This window comes from Vibrio panuliri (genome assembly GCF_009938205.1).
Classification (GTDB): domain Bacteria; phylum Pseudomonadota; class Gammaproteobacteria; order Enterobacterales; family Vibrionaceae; genus Vibrio; species Vibrio panuliri.
The window spans coordinates 799,599-816,231 of record NZ_AP019654.1 but is presented as its reverse complement, the minus strand read 5'-3'; the positions used below and the strand labels follow the sequence as shown (position 1 = coordinate 816,231).

Genomic DNA, 16,633 nt, shown 5'->3' with positions numbered 1-16,633 from the left:
ATACGCTGTTTTGTCATTTTTTTATCGACATTGGTTGATTTTTTTTAACCAGAATGGCAAGTTTATAGATAAAGGATAAATATGGTTTAAGTAAGGTATTAGTATGTGTTCAATTTTTGGCATTTTAGACATCAAGAGTGACGCCGCTCAACTTCGCCCAATCGCTCTCGAGATGTCGAAGAAACTTCGCCATCGCGGTCCAGATTGGTCTGGTATCTATTCCTCAGACAAGGCGATTCTTGCCCATGAGCGTCTTGCAATCGTTGGTTTAAACAGTGGAGCACAACCACTCTATAGCCCTAACGGCAAACACATACTGGCAGTGAACGGTGAAATCTATAACCATAAAGAGATTCGCGCGCGCTACGAAGGTAAATATGAATTTCAGACAGACTCTGATTGTGAAGTGATCTTAGCGCTTTACCAAGAGATGGGGGCTGACTTACTTGAGGAGCTCAATGGTATCTTCGCTTTTGTTCTTTACGATGAAGAAAAAGATCAGTATCTGATTGGACGCGACCACATCGGTATTATTCCACTCTATCAAGGTTATGACGAACACGGTAACTACTATGTCGCGTCTGAAATGAAGGCTCTGGTTCCTGTGTGTAAAACCATCAGCGAGTTTCCTCCAGGCAGCTACTACGCAAGTAGCGACAGTGAACCACAACGTTACTACATTCGCGATTGGAACGAATACGCAGCGGTGCAAGGAAACCTCTCAAGCAAAGAAGAGCTAACCGAAGCACTGGAAGCAGCAGTTAAACGCCAACTCATGACCGATGTTCCATATGGTGTATTGCTCTCTGGCGGGCTTGATTCCTCTATTACTTCCGCTGTCGCTAAGCGCTTTGCAGCAATGCGAATTGAAGATGATGAAAAGTCTGAAGCATGGTGGCCTCAACTGCACTCCTTTGCGATTGGTTTAGAGGGCGCTCCAGATCTTAAGGCAGCTCGTGAGGTAGCCGATCAAATTGGCACCGTTCACCATGAAATGACCTACACCATTCAAGAAGGTCTTGATGCAATTCGTGATGTGATTTACCACATCGAAACTTATGATGTCACAACGATTCGTGCCTCAACGCCAATGTTCTTAATGGGGCGTAAAATCAAAGCCATGGGCATTAAGATGGTATTGTCCGGCGAAGGTGCAGATGAGATCTTTGGTGGTTACCTTTACTTCCACAAAGCACCTAACGCCCAAGAGTTCCACGAAGAAACGGTACGCAAGTTGTTGGCACTGAACATGTTTGACTGTGCTCGCGCGAACAAATCTTTGGCGGCGTGGGGGGTTGAAGGTCGCGTTCCTTTCCTAGACAAAGAGTTTATTGACGTTGCAATGCGCCTAAACCCAGCCGACAAGATGTGTGGCAACGGTAAAATGGAGAAACACATCCTACGCGAATGTTTCGAGCATTATCTACCCGAGTCAATTGCTTGGCGTCAGAAAGAGCAGTTCTCTGATGGCGTTGGCTACAGTTGGATTGATACGTTAAAAGCTGTGGCTGAAGAGAAAGTTACAGACCAACAGCTCGAGACGGCCGCTTACCGATTCCCGTACAACACCCCAACCACCAAAGAAGGTTACGTGTATCGCGAAATCTTTGAAGAGCTATTCCCGCTACCATCAGCAGCGGAATGTGTACCTGGAGGTCCATCGGTTGCCTGCTCATCAGCAAAAGCTATTGAGTGGGATGAATCGTTCAAAAACTTTGCAGACCCTTCAGGTCGAGCGGTAAAAGCTGTCCATAATGACGCATATTAACAAGAACGCAACATTTTAATTTAAAAGGGCGCTTAGCGCCCTTTTTTATTGGTAAAAATCCAAGTAACAGCCTGAATTAACAGTATTCAACCAATTTTGAAACCTAAGTTTTAATCGCGTTAATTACGCGGAAATAACGCAATTAAAGCATCATAAAACAAACACTTGTCACAAAAATAATGCAAATACTTACAATTTTATAATTTGCAATATTTAATTCCCTCCTGTATAGATATCCCCCACATAAAATTCTTTAACAAAATCTATTAGTAAAATTTATGTCAACACAGCATCATCAAATCTTAGGACACCCTCGCGGACTGTTCCTTCTTTTCGGCACTGAGCTATGGGAACGCTTCTCATACTACGCAATGCGCGCAATCTTAGTGCTTTATCTGACAGACACTACTTTAAACGGCGGCTTAGGCTGGTCGACTAAAGATGCTCTAGATCTCTACGGCATCTATACTGGACTCGTCTACATCACGCCTTTAATCGGTGGTTGGTTAGCTGACAACTACTTAGGTCAACGCCGCTCAATCTTGATCGGTGGCGCTCTAATGGCAATCGGTCAGTTTACCCTTGCGATCCCTGCCGATATGCTAGGCCTAAGCGTCTTACATAGCTTCTACCTAGGTCTTGCACTACTTATTGCTGGTAACGGTCTGTTTAAGCCAAACATCTCAACAATGGTCGGTGACCTTTATAAAGAAGGTGACAACCGTCGTGATGGTGCATTCACTATCTTCTATATGGGTATCAACATCGGTGCACTATTAGCAGGTGTGGTATCTGGCTCTGTCACCAACGAATTTGGTTGGAAAGCAGGCTTTGTCGCAGCTGGTATTGGTATGCTTATGAGCCTAGTGATGCAAATGACTTTGGCACAATCTTGGTTAGGTGAGATTGGTAAAGAGCCTGCTGCGAAGCGCGATCTTGAGCTGAAAAACTCAGCGAAAAAAGAGCCACTAACAAAAGAAGAGTTCGATCGTATCAAAGTTATCCTAGTGATGAGTGTGTTTACTATCGTTTTCTGGGCTGGTTTCGAGCAAGCTGGTGGCCTGATGAACATCTACACTCAACAGTACACTGATCGTATGATTGGCGGATTTGAAGTACCTGCTGCGTGGTTCCAATCGCTAAACCCATTCTTTATCATCACATTGGCACCGTTGCTTGCTGTGCTTTGGGTGAAATTAGGTAAACGTGAGCCAAACTCGCCAGTGAAATTTGCATTAGCAATGTTCTTCCTCGCACTTGGTTTCCTTTGCATGGTGGGTGCGGTAATGGAGCAAGGTGGCGACACGACCGTTAAGACTTCAATGTTATGGCTAGTGGGTGCGTTCTTCTTCCATACTTTGGGCGAACTATGTCTATCTCCTATCGGTCTATCACTGGTGACAAAACTGGCTCCGCTACGCCTAGCATCTTTAATGATGGGCGCATGGTTTGGTTGTAATGCTATCGCAAACTATGTTGCAGGCTATGTGGGTTCACACGTTGGTGAGCTAGGTGCTCTGTCTATCTTTAGTGGCATTGCCGTTACGGCGACCATCAGTGGCGTGATTCTACTGTTGTTCTCGAACACACTTGTACGTTGGATGCATGGAGCTGAATCTCCAATCACAACTGAACAACAAATCGAAGAACAGCAAACTCAAATCGCATAAGCATTTAGTTCGATGTTTTTTAAGCCCGGCTCAATACCGGGCTTTTTCGTCTTACCACGTAAAAAATCACTACCCTCTCCCTCAATTTGCGAGTTATTTCACACAGAAAAATTAGACTCAGTTCAATCACGCTTTTTTTCTTTAAAAAACTAATCTCCCCCCTCTCTCTTAATCTGCTCGCTTGTTGCTCTGATTTTCACCATCCACTTGTTTTATCACGATAGATGTTGGGTATACTTAAACTACCTAATCGCTATAAGACAGAGCCATGATGCGCACCATTTGCTTGCTAGTTACGTTTCTCTTTTCTTCCTCGTTGTTTGCTGAGCCCCTTTATTGGCAAGCAAGTAAAGGCAACCTCAATTATCTTATCCTCGGCTCTGTGCATGTCGGTGATCAAACCATGTACCCACTACCGGTCAATCTCACCACTTTTCTCCAGCATTCCGACGGTATTGTGGTTGAGACCGACATCCGTAATGCTCAAGGCGTTCGCTATCCACAAACTAAGCAAACCACGCAACAGGTTCTAAGTGATAAGCAGGTCAAAGAGGTTAAAGGAATTGCTAATCTATTGCAGCTTGATCCACAACAGCTCTTGTTGTCTCCGCCATGGGCGACAGCGCTCACGGTTCAAATGAAGCAACTCGAATATTTAGGTTATCGTGCACAAGATGGTGTTGATCTTTGGCTACTTGGGCAAGCATCATCGAAAGGGAAAACAGTCTACAGTTTAGAGTCTCTGCAGTTTCAAATCGACCTATTGGCGCAACTCCCAGAAGGCGGAAAAGAGCTGCTCACGAGTTTACTTGAGCAGTTTGATCACAATGAAGATGCCGCCCACTGCCTACTTGAAAGCTGGAAGAACGGTGACCAGCAAAATCTTAATCAATTTGCTAAGTTCGCAGAAATGTCACCTGAAATGGAAGAGGTATTTATTTATCAGCGTAATCGAGACTGGGCACAAAAACTGGCGACAGGCGCATTGTTCCCAAATAAATCTGGCAACTACTTAGTGGTGGTTGGCGCATTGCATTTGATAGGTCATGAAAATTTGCTGTCACTATTAGAAAGTCAGGGCTTTACCATTACTCAACGTTCTAAAAGTCAACCCACCCAGTGCCAGTTCAAGCTGTAACCGCTTTTAGATAGTCGGTAAGGGGGAGTTCGAACTGGGCAGCATTCCGCACCCGGCCCGATGCGCTATAAGTGCGCAAAATGCAAAAAGCCGCAACGTTCTGCTGAAGCTGCTTTTAGATAGTCGGTAAAGGGGATTCGAACTGGGCGGCATTCCGCACCCGACCCGATTTCCGCACCCGACCCGATGCGCTATAAATGCGCAGAATGCAAAAAGCCGCAACATTTCTGCTGCGGCTTCTTTAAGATGGTCGGTGAAGAGGGATTCGAACCCCCGACCCTCTGGTCCCAAACCAGATGCGCTACCAAGCTGCGCTATTCACCGAAATGTTTTATTCGAGCACTTTGCCCGTCAACGGATGCGTATATTACTGATTATTACGCACAACGCAAGTAGTTTTCCGCAAATTAATCACTACATCGTTCTGTTTGCCTAAAACAGCATCAACGGGCTACAAATTGTGAGCAAAGACACACTAAAGAAAACAATTTAATAACCATAAAAACACAATTGATCCAGATCATTAATATTTACTGACCAAAAGTTAACCTATTACTCGTCTTCGGAACTTTGGAGGAAACATGGACTTTTGGCTCGATCTCCTTTTTGGTAATGCAGTTGGACTTTCGTCAATGATCGTTATTTTCGGCGCTTTAGGTCTAATGCTTTTTTATGGCGGTTTCTTCGTTTACAAGGTAATGACTGACAAATCTCCTCACTAGATCGCTAAGCTTTGCTAGTATTAGCCTAACGCTTTGCACCGAAGTAGATTCTCTGTCTACTTCGGTTTTTTCTTTTTCCACTTTTAAAATACGACGTACCGAGAAAAATGATCACTCTCCTCTTAGACTGGGTATAATCAAAATATTGAACTCCTAGCCTGAGATGCCGTTATGTCTCAAGATGACTTCGACTTATTCCAACAAATGATGGGGGATGTAAAGCCCCTGCACAATGATACTGCTGAACTAAAGAAAACCCATCACGTCAGTGACGCTCAACTCGCCAAACGCGAAGCTGCCATTTGGTTAACGGAAGATGACCCTGAATACCTGTCGATTGACCATGCGCCAATGATTAAACCTGACGATATCATTGAGTTTAAACGAGATGGTGTTCAAGACGGTGTGTACCGTAAGTTACGTTTAGGTAAGTACCCGATTCAAGCTCGACTCGATTTGCATCGTAAAACGCTTAAACAAGCACGCGACGAAGTCGTCAACTTCCTTAAGCAATGTATGCGTATGGATATACGAACGGTAGTGATAGTACACGGCCGCGGTGAACGCTCTAACCCTCCAGCGATGATGAAGAGTTACGTGGCACAATGGTTAATGCAAATCAACGATGTTCAGTGTGCGCATAGTGCGCAACGTTTCCATGGCGGGACGGGCGCCGTCTACGTTCTACTAAGAAAAAGCAGCGAGAAAAAGCTCGAAAACCGCGAACGCCATCAAAAACGAATGGGCTAACCTGTTCAGCACTGTTACAATCGCCGCGAGTTTCAATGCCATGTGACGGATTCACATGGCTGTCTATATTTGCCGTTGGGAAACGTTAAGAGAAATCCTATGTCACAAGATAATGCCAAACGTCTAAACAAATACATCAGCGAAACCGGCTTTTGCTCACGCCGTGAAGCCGACAAATTGATCGAACAAGGCCGAGTTACTATCAATGGCAAAATGCCAGAGATGGGAATGAAAGTATTGCCAAACGATGATGTCTGTATTGATGGCAACCCATTAAAAGCAAAAGAAAAGCCTGTCTATATTGCGCTAAATAAGCCTACCGGCATTACCTGTACGACTGAGCGCGATATCCCTGGTAATATCGTCGATTTCATCGGTCACAAATCGCGTATTTTCCCAATTGGACGTTTAGACAAACCTTCAGATGGTCTGATTTTTTTGACCAACGATGGCGACATAGTGAACAAAATCTTACGTGCGGGTAATAATCACGAAAAAGAGTATGTGGTTCGCGTCGATAAGCCGATCACCAATGAGTTTCTCAAAGCCATGAGCTCAGGGGTTAACATCCTTGATACCGTGACACTGCCGTGTAAAGTGAGCAAAGAGACCAAATTCTCTTTCCGCATCGTTTTAACACAGGGACTAAACCGTCAAATTCGCCGCATGTGTGAAGCATTAGGCTATGAAGTATTTAAACTTCGCCGTGTGCGCATTATGAACATCAGTCTAGATGGTATTCCAAATGGACAATGGCGCTATTTAACAGACGATGAGATTAATGAGATTCACGCTATGTGTGAAGGCTCAGTGAGCACCGAAGAAGCCTCAACCTTAGATGCAAAAGGTCAACGCATTCGTAAAGCGACCGATGCTAAACTGTTTGATAGCCGAGAAGAGAACCAAAGTTCAACAGCCCGTCGTAACCAGAAGAGTCGCACTTTTAAAGGGCGTAACGCGGATGAGTTCCGCCATGCTCCAAACTCGAAGAAAGGTCGTAACAGCGAACGTAGCCACCAGCGCGACAATGAACATCGTAGCGACAATAAAGGCAAGGGTTACAATAAGCCAAAACGTGATGGTGAGTTTAATAGCAAAGCGAACCGAGGCAAACCAAGTCACGCAAAGCCAACACATCACAAATCTAGCGACCGTAAACCAAGTTCGGCCCCTCGCGTAGGCGGGACATTGAGTCTGAAGAAATAACAAAGAAGGCTTGCCATTGGCAAGCCTTCTTTTTAGCTAGCAGCGTTCTCTCTGCGCATTTGTCATCCTCGAGAGGCGCAGCCGAGTCGGGGATCTGTAAGGCAACTTAAGCAGAGCGGTAAAAGATTCCCTACTCGCGCTAAAGCGCTCTATGGAATGACAAGTTTGAATTCAGCGCTCTATGGAATGACAGTCTTAACTCAGCATTCTATGGCGCGACGTGTTTGAGTTCAGCGCACTATGAGATGGCGAGTTTCCCTCCCATCCCATTTGTCATCCTCGAGAGGCGCAGCCGAGTCGGGGATCTATAAGGCAACTTAAGCAGAGCGGTAAAAGATTCCCTACTCGCGCTAAAGCGCTCTATGGAATGACAAGTTTGAATTCAGCGTTCGATGGAATGACAGTCTTAACTCAGCGTTCTAAGGAGCGACATAATTGAGTTCAGCGCACTATGGGATGACGAGTTTTAACGAAACTCTAACCCTACTAGGCAAAAAAAGAGGAGCCTAAGCTCCTCTTTTAACATTTGATTCGGTTTATTTAGTACCGAAGATCTTATCGCCTGCGTCACCTAGACCCGGAACGATGTAGCCTTTGTCGTTTAGCTTCTCATCGATTGCCGCAGTGTAAAGCTCTACATCTGGGTGAGCGCGCTCAAGAGCTTCAATACCTTCTGGTGCTGCAACAAGAACAAGCACTTTAATTGCCTGACAGCCTTTCTCTTTCAGAAGATCGATGGTTGCAATCATAGAACCACCCGTTGCCAACATTGGGTCAACAACCAATGCAATACGCTCATCGATGTTTGAAGCTAGCTTGTTGAAGTATGGAACTGGCTCAAGAGTTTCTTCGTCACGGTATACACCAACAACGCTGATACGTGCGCTAGGTACGTGCTCTAGTACACCATCCATCATGCCAAGACCTGCACGTAGAATCGGCACTACCGTTACTTTTTTACCTTTGATTTGGTCAACTTCAACTGGACCATTCCAGCCTTCAATGGTTACTTTCTCAGTTTCAAAATCCGCGGTTGCTTCATAAGTCAGTAGGCTACCAACTTCTGTTGCTAATTCACGGAAGCGCTTCGTGCTGATATCACCTTCTCTCATTAGACCAATTTTGTGTTTAACGAGTGGGTGTTTTACTTCAACAACTTTCATGTCCATCTCCGGCTTTTTTGGTATTTTTTAAACAAACCTTCAGATTATAAACGATTTCGCGCTGCATTTCTTGCTCTAGTGTACGATAAAAAACTTACGCAAACGTTTGCTATTGCGCTTTATCCACTGTTAGAATAGCGCCGTTTTCTCATATCCAACTGACTAGACCGAGGACTTCCCGTGAGTGGCAATAATACTTCTCTTAGCTATAAAGATGCTGGCGTTGATATCGATGCAGGTAACGCACTTGTCGATCGTATTAAAGGTGCCGTAAAACGTACTCGTCGCCCAGAAGTAATGGGTGGTATTGGTGGCTTTGGTGCACTTTGTGAACTGCCGACCAAATACAAGCAACCTGTGTTAGTTTCTGGTACCGATGGTGTAGGCACAAAACTGCGCTTAGCATTGGATATGAACAAGCATGACACAATTGGTATTGACCTTGTAGCAATGTGTGTTAATGACTTGATTGTACAAGGTGCAGAGCCTCTATTCTTCCTTGACTACTATGCAACCGGCAAATTGGATGTTGATACGGCAGCGGATGTTGTTTCTGGTATCGCTGAAGGTTGTGTTCAAGCTGGTTGTGCGTTAATTGGTGGTGAAACCGCAGAAATGCCTGGTATGTACGAAGGCGAAGATTACGATGTCGCAGGGTTCTGTGTCGGCGTAGTAGAAAAAGAAGACATTATCGACGGTACTAAAGTTGCTGCGGGTGACGCACTTATTGCGGTTGGTTCAAGTGGTCCTCACTCAAACGGTTACTCACTGATTCGCAAAATTCTAGAAGTTTCTGCTGCGGACAAAAACCAAGAGCTTGAAGGTCGCACTATTGGTGAACACCTACTAGAGCCAACAAAAATCTATATCAAATCAGCATTAAAGATGATTGAGCAACATGATATCCATGCAATTTCTCACATCACAGGTGGTGGCTTCTGGGAAAACATCCCTCGCGTGCTACCTGAAGGTACCAAAGCAGTTATTGATGGCAACAGTTGGGAATGGCCAGTCATCTTTAAATGGTTGCAAGAGCAAGGCAATGTAACCACACATGAAATGTACCGTACTTTTAACTGCGGTGTCGGACTGATTGTTGCACTACCAGCAGACCAAGCAGACGCAGCGGTTAAGTTACTTCAGCAAGAAGGCGAAAATGCGTGGGTTATTGGTACCATTGCACCAGCACAAGCTGACGAAGAGCAAGTAGAGATCAATTAAGTTATGAAGAGTATTGTTGTTTTAGTATCTGGAAACGGAACCAACCTCCAAGCGATCATCGACGCTTGTTCAAGCTCGATTACCAATGGCAAGGTAACCGCCGTATTCTCCAACAAAGCGGATGCTTATGCGTTAGAACGCGCGAAAAAGGCCGGTGCTGCTGGGGTGTTTCTCGATCCTAAGGCTTTCGATACCCGCGATGCATTTGATCATGAGTTGATGCGTCAAATAGATACATTTGAGCCCGATCTGATCATTTTAGCTGGCTACATGCGTATCTTGAGTGGCGAGTTTGTTCGCCACTATATGGGTCGCATGATCAACATTCACCCTTCTCTACTGCCAAAGTACCCAGGTCTGAATACTTATCAACGCGCAATCCATGCCGGGGATGAAGAACATGGTACCAGCGTTCATTTTGTCACCGAGCAGCTAGACGGCGGTCCGGTCATTTTGCAAGCCAAAGTGCCAATTTTCGATGAAGATACGGTTGAGTCACTGACCGAGCGTGTTCAGAATCAAGAGCATCGAATCTACCCAATGGTTGCCAAATGGTTTGTCGAAGAGCGGCTTGAAATGCGAGATGGCAAAAGCGCCTACCTCGATGGTGAGTTGCTTGGGATGTATGGCTACGCTGCGGAATAAAAACAGCGAGAGAGTTTAGAACGCTTCACTTTGAGATATGAGAGTCGAGAGGAACTTCTTCTCGGCTCTTTTCTTTGTCTATGATGTTGAGCTTTCTTTAAGTCCAGTCTCTCAATTATCAATTCTTTCCCCCTCTCTACTCTCAATTCTTTCTCTTTGTCTCAACTCTCATCCATTAATCCTCCATTCATCTTCGTTTTGTTAAGCTAGTCTGAATAATATTCCAGTCTTCACAGCTTAATATTGGAGGTGGCTATGGATATTAAGTCTCTACTTAATCAAGCTCTTAATTCAGATATCGTCCGTCAGGGGCAACAGCAACTAAAAAGCGCGTCAACCTCAAATACATTGAAATCACTCGGTGCAGGAGCGGTCGGTGGCGGCTTAGTCAATCTATTAATGGGCTCCAAAAAGAGCAAAAAAATGGGGAAAAAAGTCGGCAAGAATGCGCTCAAAATTGGCGGAGCAGCCGCTTTAGGTGCACTCGCCTATAAAGTGTATAACGACTGGCAAGACAAGCAATCTACACCCCAAGCCGCTGCCGAGCAATTTGACTCGTGTAACCAGATCCATGACCAATTAATCCTGAAAGCGATGATAGCGGCGGCAAAAGCGGATGGGCATGTCGACCAAACTGAAATGGCACACATCGAAAATGCTATCGAACAGGCAGGCGCGGATCAGCAGCTAAAAACACTGATTCACAATGAGCTAAATAAGCCGCTCGATCCTAGCCATATCGCACAGTTAGCACAAACGCCACAGCAAGCGTCTGAAATTTATCTGGCGTCACTGATTGTGATTGATGAGCAGAACTTTATGGAAAAAGCTTATTTGCAAGAGCTTGCCAAGCAGCTCAACTTAGCAGAGGAAGTTACCCAACAACTTGAACTTCAACTCAATCATGCAATGTAAGTGCTGAGCACTTTTGGGTAGTTGCTTATAAAAACGACAACCCTGCTCGCGTATTGAGATAGCGCAATCTCCTCGCCGCAGCAGGCTTTGAACTTACCGGACAGAATCAGTATAGTGAGAGAAGTTCTCATTTATAGTGGAAGTAAAACGATGAAAGTTTACGATTGTTGTGATTTGGTGCGTGAGCTATATGCGCAAATTGGTAGCGGTGATCAAGGGTATATCCCTCAAGCAATCACTTGTGCAGTACGCGCCTTAAATGAAGTGGCTGCCGATACCAACATTGACCTAAAGGTTCGAGAGAAGGCAGCGTTTGCTGCAGCCAACTTACTCATCTCCGATTTTGAGGACTAACTATGGATTTAGCGAAATTCGAAAGCATGGATCCCATCATGCTAATGAGCATCGTAAACTTAAAGTTGCGTGACGACTTCGCTGGCGATCTTGATGAGTTAGTAAAATTTTTCGATATCGACCGTCAAGCTTTGGAAGCCAAATTGGCGAGCGCTGGTTTTGAGTTTCTTGCCGAAGTGGGACAATTTCGTTAACCACGATGTGATTCACGCTTTAGCGTCTGATGATAGTAAAAAACCGCCAACTGGCGGTTTTTTTAATTCAGCATTTATCAAGCGATAGGGATTAGAAATCCTCTTCGTCATCCGCTTCTTGTGCTAGTGCCGCTTCACTGCGCTTACGCATTGCCGCCGCTTTACGCTCAGCCGCTTCACGCTCTTGACGTTCGTTACGTTCAGCGCGTTGGTCTGCTTTACGCTCATTACGCTTTACTTGGTTTTCAACGAACTGAGCTAGCTCTTTTTCAGCCCACTCTTGTGCCAGAGCTTCGGTTTCGAATCCTTGCTCACGCTTAGATACTACTTGCTTACGTGAAGTAACTTGGCGAGTGATCTCTGCACACCAACCGTTACGTTTTTCTGATACGCGAATTGCAAACTTTTTACTTGTGGTCATAGTCTTTGCTCTAATGAATTATTAACAATGACTTCGCCTGCTGCATTCCCGCTCAGCTAAGTCGATCATTCCCCTCCTTTGGGGCGGCGTATTAGAGCACAATCTGCGCTCTCAATCTAGCCGTGCGCCATTTTTCTTATTTTTGGTTGTGGCACTACAACCATGCAAAACATTGAAAAGCCGCCGTTGCGGACGCTTCGGCGGCTAGTTTGCTAATGGCAACTATCCATTGTCAACCAATCTCAAAAAACCTTTGAGAGTCGAGTTTAACCTAGATTCTTACGCGCATTTTGGAACATACGCATCCACGCGCCATTCTCTCCCCAGTTATCTGGGTGCCAAGAGTTCGCTACCGTGCGGAACACTCGCTCTGGATGTGGCATCATAATGGTGACACGACCATCTTGAGTGGTTAAACCTGTAATCGCATTTGGCGAACCATTCGGGTTATTTGGGTACTGCTGTGTTGGGTTACCAAAGTTGTCAACATAACGCACCGCCACTGTTCCTGATGCTTCAAGAGCCGCTAGGTGTTGCGTATCTCGCACTTCAACGCGGCCTTCACCGTGTGAAACTGCAATTGGCATACGCGAGCCAGCCATACCATCAAAGAATACCGAGTCAGATTTTTGCACTTCAACTAAGCTAAAGCGCGCTTCAAAGCGCTCAGATTCATTGCGTACGAAACGTGGCCACAGCTCTGCGCCTGGGATCAGTTCCTTAAGGTTAGAGAGCATCTGACAGCCATTACAAATACCCAATGAGAAGGTATCTTGGCGATTGAAGAATGCTTCAAACTGCTCACGAGCCGATGGGTTAAATAGGATAGACTTCGCCCAACCTTCACCTGCACCCAGTACGTCACCGTAAGAGAAACCACCACATGCCACCAAGCCATTGTACTCATCAAGTACGGTTTTACCGGTCAAGATATCACTCATGTGAACATCTGTTGCTTCAAAACCTGCACGGTCAAATGCCGCTGCCATTTCCACATGAGAGTTAACGCCTTGCTCACGTAAAATAGCCATTTTCGGCTTGGCACCTTTAGCGATATATGGCGCAGCCACATCTTCGTTTACGTCAAAGCTAAGCGCAACATTCAGACCAGGATCTGAGTTGTCTTTTTTCGCCGCAAATTCCTGATCAGCACAAACTGGGTTATCGCGAAGGGCTTGCATCTTATGCGTAGTTTCCGCCCAAATAGTGCGAAGGTCAGTACGTGAACGCTGCACGATCACCTTATCACCTGATGTAATGCTAATCGTATCAGATGCTTCCACCGAACCAATCACATGCGAACACGTTTCTAATCCATGTGCGGCTAGTGTAGAGAGTACCGAATCAAGTTCCTCATTTTGCACCTGAACCACGGCGCCTAGCTCTTCGTTAAACAGGGCCGCCAGCGTATCTTCACCTAGCGCTTCGATATTCGCTTTAACGCCACAGTGTCCTGCAAATGCCATTTCTGCCAGTGTCACAAATAGACCACCGTCACCTTTATCGTGGTAAGCAACCAGTTTGTCGTTGCGCACTAGGCTTTGCATCGCATCAAAGAAGCCTTTTAGCTGCTCTGCATTATCCACGTCAGCTGGCTTATCGCCCAACTGCTTGTAAACCTGTGCCAGTGCCGTTGCACCAAGGCGGTTTTTACCATTACCAAGATCAATCAGCAGCAGAGAGCTGTCGCCTTTATCGGTACGAAGCTGAGGCGTAACCGTTTTGCGTACATCTTCTACGCGACCAAATGCCGTGATAATCAACGAAAGCGGTGACGTCACCTCTTTGCTTTCACCATTGTCTTCCCATTTAGTCTTCATCGACATTGAATCTTTACCCACAGGGATAGTCAGACCCAATGCCGGACATAGCTCTTCACCCACGGCTTTTACCGCTTCGTAGAGACCCGCATCCTCACCAGGGTGACCCGCAGGAGACATCCAGTTTGCCGACAGTTTGATGTGTTTGATGTCGCCAATATCCGTTGCCGCAATATTAGTGAGTGACTCACCAACCGCAAGGCGAGCTGAAGCACCGAAATCAAGCAGAGCAACTGGAGTGCGCTCACCCATCGACATCGCTTCGCCGTGGTAAGAATCATAGCTTGCTGCGGTTACAGCACAGTTCGCCACAGGTACCTGCCATGGACCAACCATTTGATCACGTGCAACCAGTCCGGTAACTGAACGGTCACCGATAGTGATAAGGAAGGTTTTTTCCGCGACGGTCGGTAGACGAAGCACACGCTCAACCGCATCGTTAATTTCAATTCCATCACGCGTGATTGCTGGACTTTCCACTTTCAATGTCGTCGCATCACGATGCATTTTTGGTGGTTTGCCAAGCAAGATATCCATTGGCATATCAATTGGCGTATTGTCGAAGTGCGAATCTTCTAGAGTTAGGTGACGCTCTTCCGTTGCTTCACCGACGACGGCATACGGTGCACGCTCGCGCTTACAAATCGCATCAAATACATCCATATTTTCTGCGGCAACCGCCATTACGTAGCGCTCTTGCGACTCGTTACACCAAATTTCAAGCGGGCTCATTCCCGGCTCATCATTAGGCACATCACGCAATTGGAACTTACCACCACGCTCACCATCATCAACCAATTCAGGAAGCGCGTTAGAGATACCACCCGCGCCAACATCGTGAATAAAGGCGATTGGGTTTTGCTCACCAAGTTGCCAACAGCGGTCAATAACTTCCTGACAACGGCGTTCCATCTCTGGGTTTTCACGCTGCACTGAAGCGAAATCCAAATCTTCTGCAGATTGACCTGATGCCATTGATGATGCCGCACCACCGCCAAGACCGATGTTCATCGCCGGACCACCAAGAACGATCAGTTTTGCGCCTACTGGGATCTCTTTTTTCTGTACGTGTTGGTCACGAATATTACCTAGACCACCCGCAATCATAATTGGTTTATGGTAACCACGAACTTCTTCACCAGCATGAGAGGTAACTTTTTCTTCGTAAGTACGGAAGTAACCAAGTAGGTTTGGACGACCAAATTCGTTGTTGAATGCCGCGCCACCAAGTGGACCTTCTAGCATAATGTCGAGTGCGTTAACGATACGCCCTGGCTTGCCAAAGTCTGTTTCCCATGGCTGCTCAAAGCCCGGAATACGCAAGTTCGACGTTGTAAAACCGACCAGACCCGCTTTTGGCTTGCCGCCGATACCCGTTGCGCCTTCATCACGAATCTCACCACCAGAACCGGTCGAGGCACCAGGCCAAGGAGAAATAGCCGTTGGGTGGTTGTGAGTTTCTACCTTCATTAAGATGTGTGCATCTTCTTGGTGGTAGTTGTACTGACGGGTTTGTGGATCAGGGAAGAATCGTCCAACTTTTGAGCCCACCATCACTGCGGCGTTATCTTTGTATGCAGATAACACATGCTCTGGTGTGGTTTCGTAAGTGTTTTTGATCATCTTGAACAGCGACTTTTCTTGCTCAACGCCATCAATTGTCCAATCAGCATTAAAAATCTTGTGACGACAATGCTCTGAGTTCGCCTGAGCAAACATCATCAACTCAATATCATTTGGATTACGACCTAGTTTAGTGAAGTTCTCCACTAAGTAGTCAATCTCATCTTCTGCCAATGCCAGGCCAAGGGAAACGTTTGCTTCTTCTAGCGCAAGACGACCACCAGCAAGGATATCAACATGCGCCACAGGCTTAGGTTCAGAGACTTTAAATAGTGCATCTGCGGCATCCAGTTCAGTGAATACGGCTTCCATCATTCGGTCATGAATCAGAGCCTTAACCGCATTCACTTGCTCAGCAGAAAGTTCAACCGAGGATTCAATGTAGTAAGCCGTACCGCGCTCAAGACGTTTTACTTTTTCGAGACCACAGTTACGAGCGATGTCCGTCGACTTAGAAGACCAAGGTGAAATTGTGCCTGGGCGTGGAGTAACCAAAAGCAAAAGTCCTTGCGGCTCGTGCTCTTCAATGGTTGGTCCATAGGTAAGTAACTTCTCAAGTTTATCTAATTCAGACGCGTCCAAATCCGCGCTTAAATTAGCGAAGTGCATAAACTCTGCGTAAATATCGCTCACAGGTAACTGCTGTTCACGGCAAAGTTCTAGTAGTTTGTTGACACGAAACTCGGAAAGAGCTGGGGAGCCACGCAAAATTCTCATGTGCTTAGGTCTCTCTGCAATTGGTTAAGATCAATTTCACTGATGAAGCAAACGGATTGCCGCAAAAGAAAATAGACCACAAGGTAATATTGGAATAAATTCAGATGGTTACATAAAAATCACTGATAACCCATACCAATTTCACCTCTGCTTGCGGGCGCATTATAAAGGATTTATTTTTGTGATGTAACACCAAAAGCAAACGTTTGCTTTATTTTTTTGTCAAATTTGAAATACAACCCATAACCAATCGGTAAGACACGGCTTATTCCACCTAAGTTAGCGTAGTTTTCACCTTCCGTTGTT

General features: G+C 45.8%; 14 protein-coding genes and 1 tRNA gene. 11 read left to right on the top strand and 4 right to left on the bottom strand.

Annotated elements, in window-relative coordinates; genetic code table 11:
* Positions 1-103 precede the first annotated feature (103 nt).
* From asnB to GZK95_RS03700, 3 genes are all read left to right on the top strand, one after another.
* Positions 104-1,768 (top strand): asparagine synthase B, encoded by a 1,665-nt coding sequence (gene asnB, locus GZK95_RS03710; protein ID WP_075714395.1) that lies wholly within the window; start codon positions 104-106, stop codon positions 1,766-1,768.
* A gap of 278 nt (positions 1,769-2,046) precedes the next feature.
* On the top strand, positions 2,047-3,438 hold the full coding sequence (locus GZK95_RS03705) for a peptide MFS transporter (protein ID WP_075709708.1): 1,392 nt from the start codon (positions 2,047-2,049) through the stop codon (positions 3,436-3,438).
* 268 nt (positions 3,439-3,706) lie between these two features.
* Positions 3,707-4,576, top strand: coding sequence for a TraB/GumN family protein (locus tag GZK95_RS03700; RefSeq protein ID WP_075714397.1), 870 nt, complete (start codon positions 3,707-3,709; stop codon positions 4,574-4,576).
* A gap of 247 nt (positions 4,577-4,823) precedes the next feature.
* On the opposite strand, the gene GZK95_RS03695 is transcribed toward GZK95_RS03700, so the two are convergent.
* Positions 4,824-4,900: transfer RNA gene (locus tag GZK95_RS03695), tRNA-Pro, on the bottom strand.
* A 257-nt stretch (positions 4,901-5,157) separates the two neighbouring features.
* Between GZK95_RS03695 and GZK95_RS03690 the strand changes: the two genes are divergently transcribed.
* The 3 genes from GZK95_RS03690 to rluF all read left to right on the top strand — a co-directional run bounded on the left by GZK95_RS03690 (position 5,158) and on the right by rluF (position 7,254).
* Entirely contained in the window at positions 5,158-5,298 is a 141-nt protein-coding gene (locus tag GZK95_RS03690) for a DUF3149 domain-containing protein (protein WP_075651770.1), read from the top strand.
* 171 nt (positions 5,299-5,469) lie between these two features.
* Entirely contained in the window at positions 5,470-6,048 is a 579-nt protein-coding gene (gene smrA, locus GZK95_RS03685) for a DNA endonuclease SmrA (RefSeq protein WP_075706341.1), read from the top strand.
* 99 nt (positions 6,049-6,147) lie between these two features.
* Complete coding sequence (gene rluF, locus GZK95_RS03680) at positions 6,148-7,254, top strand: 23S rRNA pseudouridine(2604) synthase RluF (RefSeq protein WP_075714399.1); 1,107 nt, start codon at positions 6,148-6,150, stop codon at positions 7,252-7,254.
* A 536-nt stretch (positions 7,255-7,790) separates the two neighbouring features.
* On the opposite strand, the gene upp is transcribed toward rluF, so the two are convergent.
* A complete protein-coding gene (upp, locus tag GZK95_RS03675; protein ID WP_075706339.1) occupies positions 7,791-8,417 on the bottom strand; it encodes a uracil phosphoribosyltransferase in 627 nt (208 codons plus the stop codon).
* 180 nt (positions 8,418-8,597) lie between these two features.
* Here upp and purM point away from each other — a divergent pair, with 180 nt between their 5' ends.
* The 5 genes from purM (at position 8,598) to GZK95_RS03650 (ending at position 11,746) form a co-directional block, all read left to right on the top strand.
* The gene (gene purM, locus GZK95_RS03670; protein ID WP_075714401.1) at positions 8,598-9,638 is read left to right on the top strand and encodes a phosphoribosylformylglycinamidine cyclo-ligase; all 1,041 of its coding nucleotides are present in this window, start codon (positions 8,598-8,600) and stop codon (positions 9,636-9,638) included.
* 3 nt (positions 9,639-9,641) lie between these two features.
* Positions 9,642-10,283 carry a phosphoribosylglycinamide formyltransferase gene (purN, locus tag GZK95_RS03665; protein ID WP_075706337.1) on the top strand — a complete coding sequence of 214 codons (642 nt, stop codon included), beginning with the start codon at positions 9,642-9,644 and terminating at the stop codon, positions 10,281-10,283.
* A gap of 255 nt (positions 10,284-10,538) precedes the next feature.
* Positions 10,539-11,198: a tellurite resistance TerB family protein gene (locus GZK95_RS03660; protein ID WP_075714403.1), complete on the top strand. Its 660-nt coding sequence runs from the start codon at positions 10,539-10,541 to the stop codon at positions 11,196-11,198.
* A 150-nt stretch (positions 11,199-11,348) separates the two neighbouring features.
* On the top strand, positions 11,349-11,552 hold the full coding sequence (locus GZK95_RS03655; protein WP_075706335.1) for a YaeP family protein: 204 nt from the start codon (positions 11,349-11,351) through the stop codon (positions 11,550-11,552).
* Between the two features lie 2 nt (positions 11,553-11,554).
* Complete coding sequence (locus GZK95_RS03650) at positions 11,555-11,746, top strand: DUF4250 domain-containing protein (RefSeq protein ID WP_075706334.1); 192 nt, start codon at positions 11,555-11,557, stop codon at positions 11,744-11,746.
* A 91-nt stretch (positions 11,747-11,837) separates the two neighbouring features.
* Here GZK95_RS03650 and GZK95_RS03645 read toward each other — a convergent pair whose 3' ends face one another.
* Both GZK95_RS03645 and purL read right to left on the bottom strand, forming a co-directional pair.
* Complete coding sequence (locus GZK95_RS03645; protein ID WP_075706333.1) at positions 11,838-12,167, bottom strand: DUF3622 domain-containing protein; 330 nt, start codon at positions 12,165-12,167, stop codon at positions 11,838-11,840.
* A 266-nt stretch (positions 12,168-12,433) separates the two neighbouring features.
* The gene (purL, locus tag GZK95_RS03640) at positions 12,434-16,327 is read right to left on the bottom strand and encodes a phosphoribosylformylglycinamidine synthase (RefSeq protein ID WP_075714405.1); all 3,894 of its coding nucleotides are present in this window, start codon (positions 16,325-16,327) and stop codon (positions 12,434-12,436) included.
* Positions 16,328-16,633: the final 306 nt, after the last annotated feature.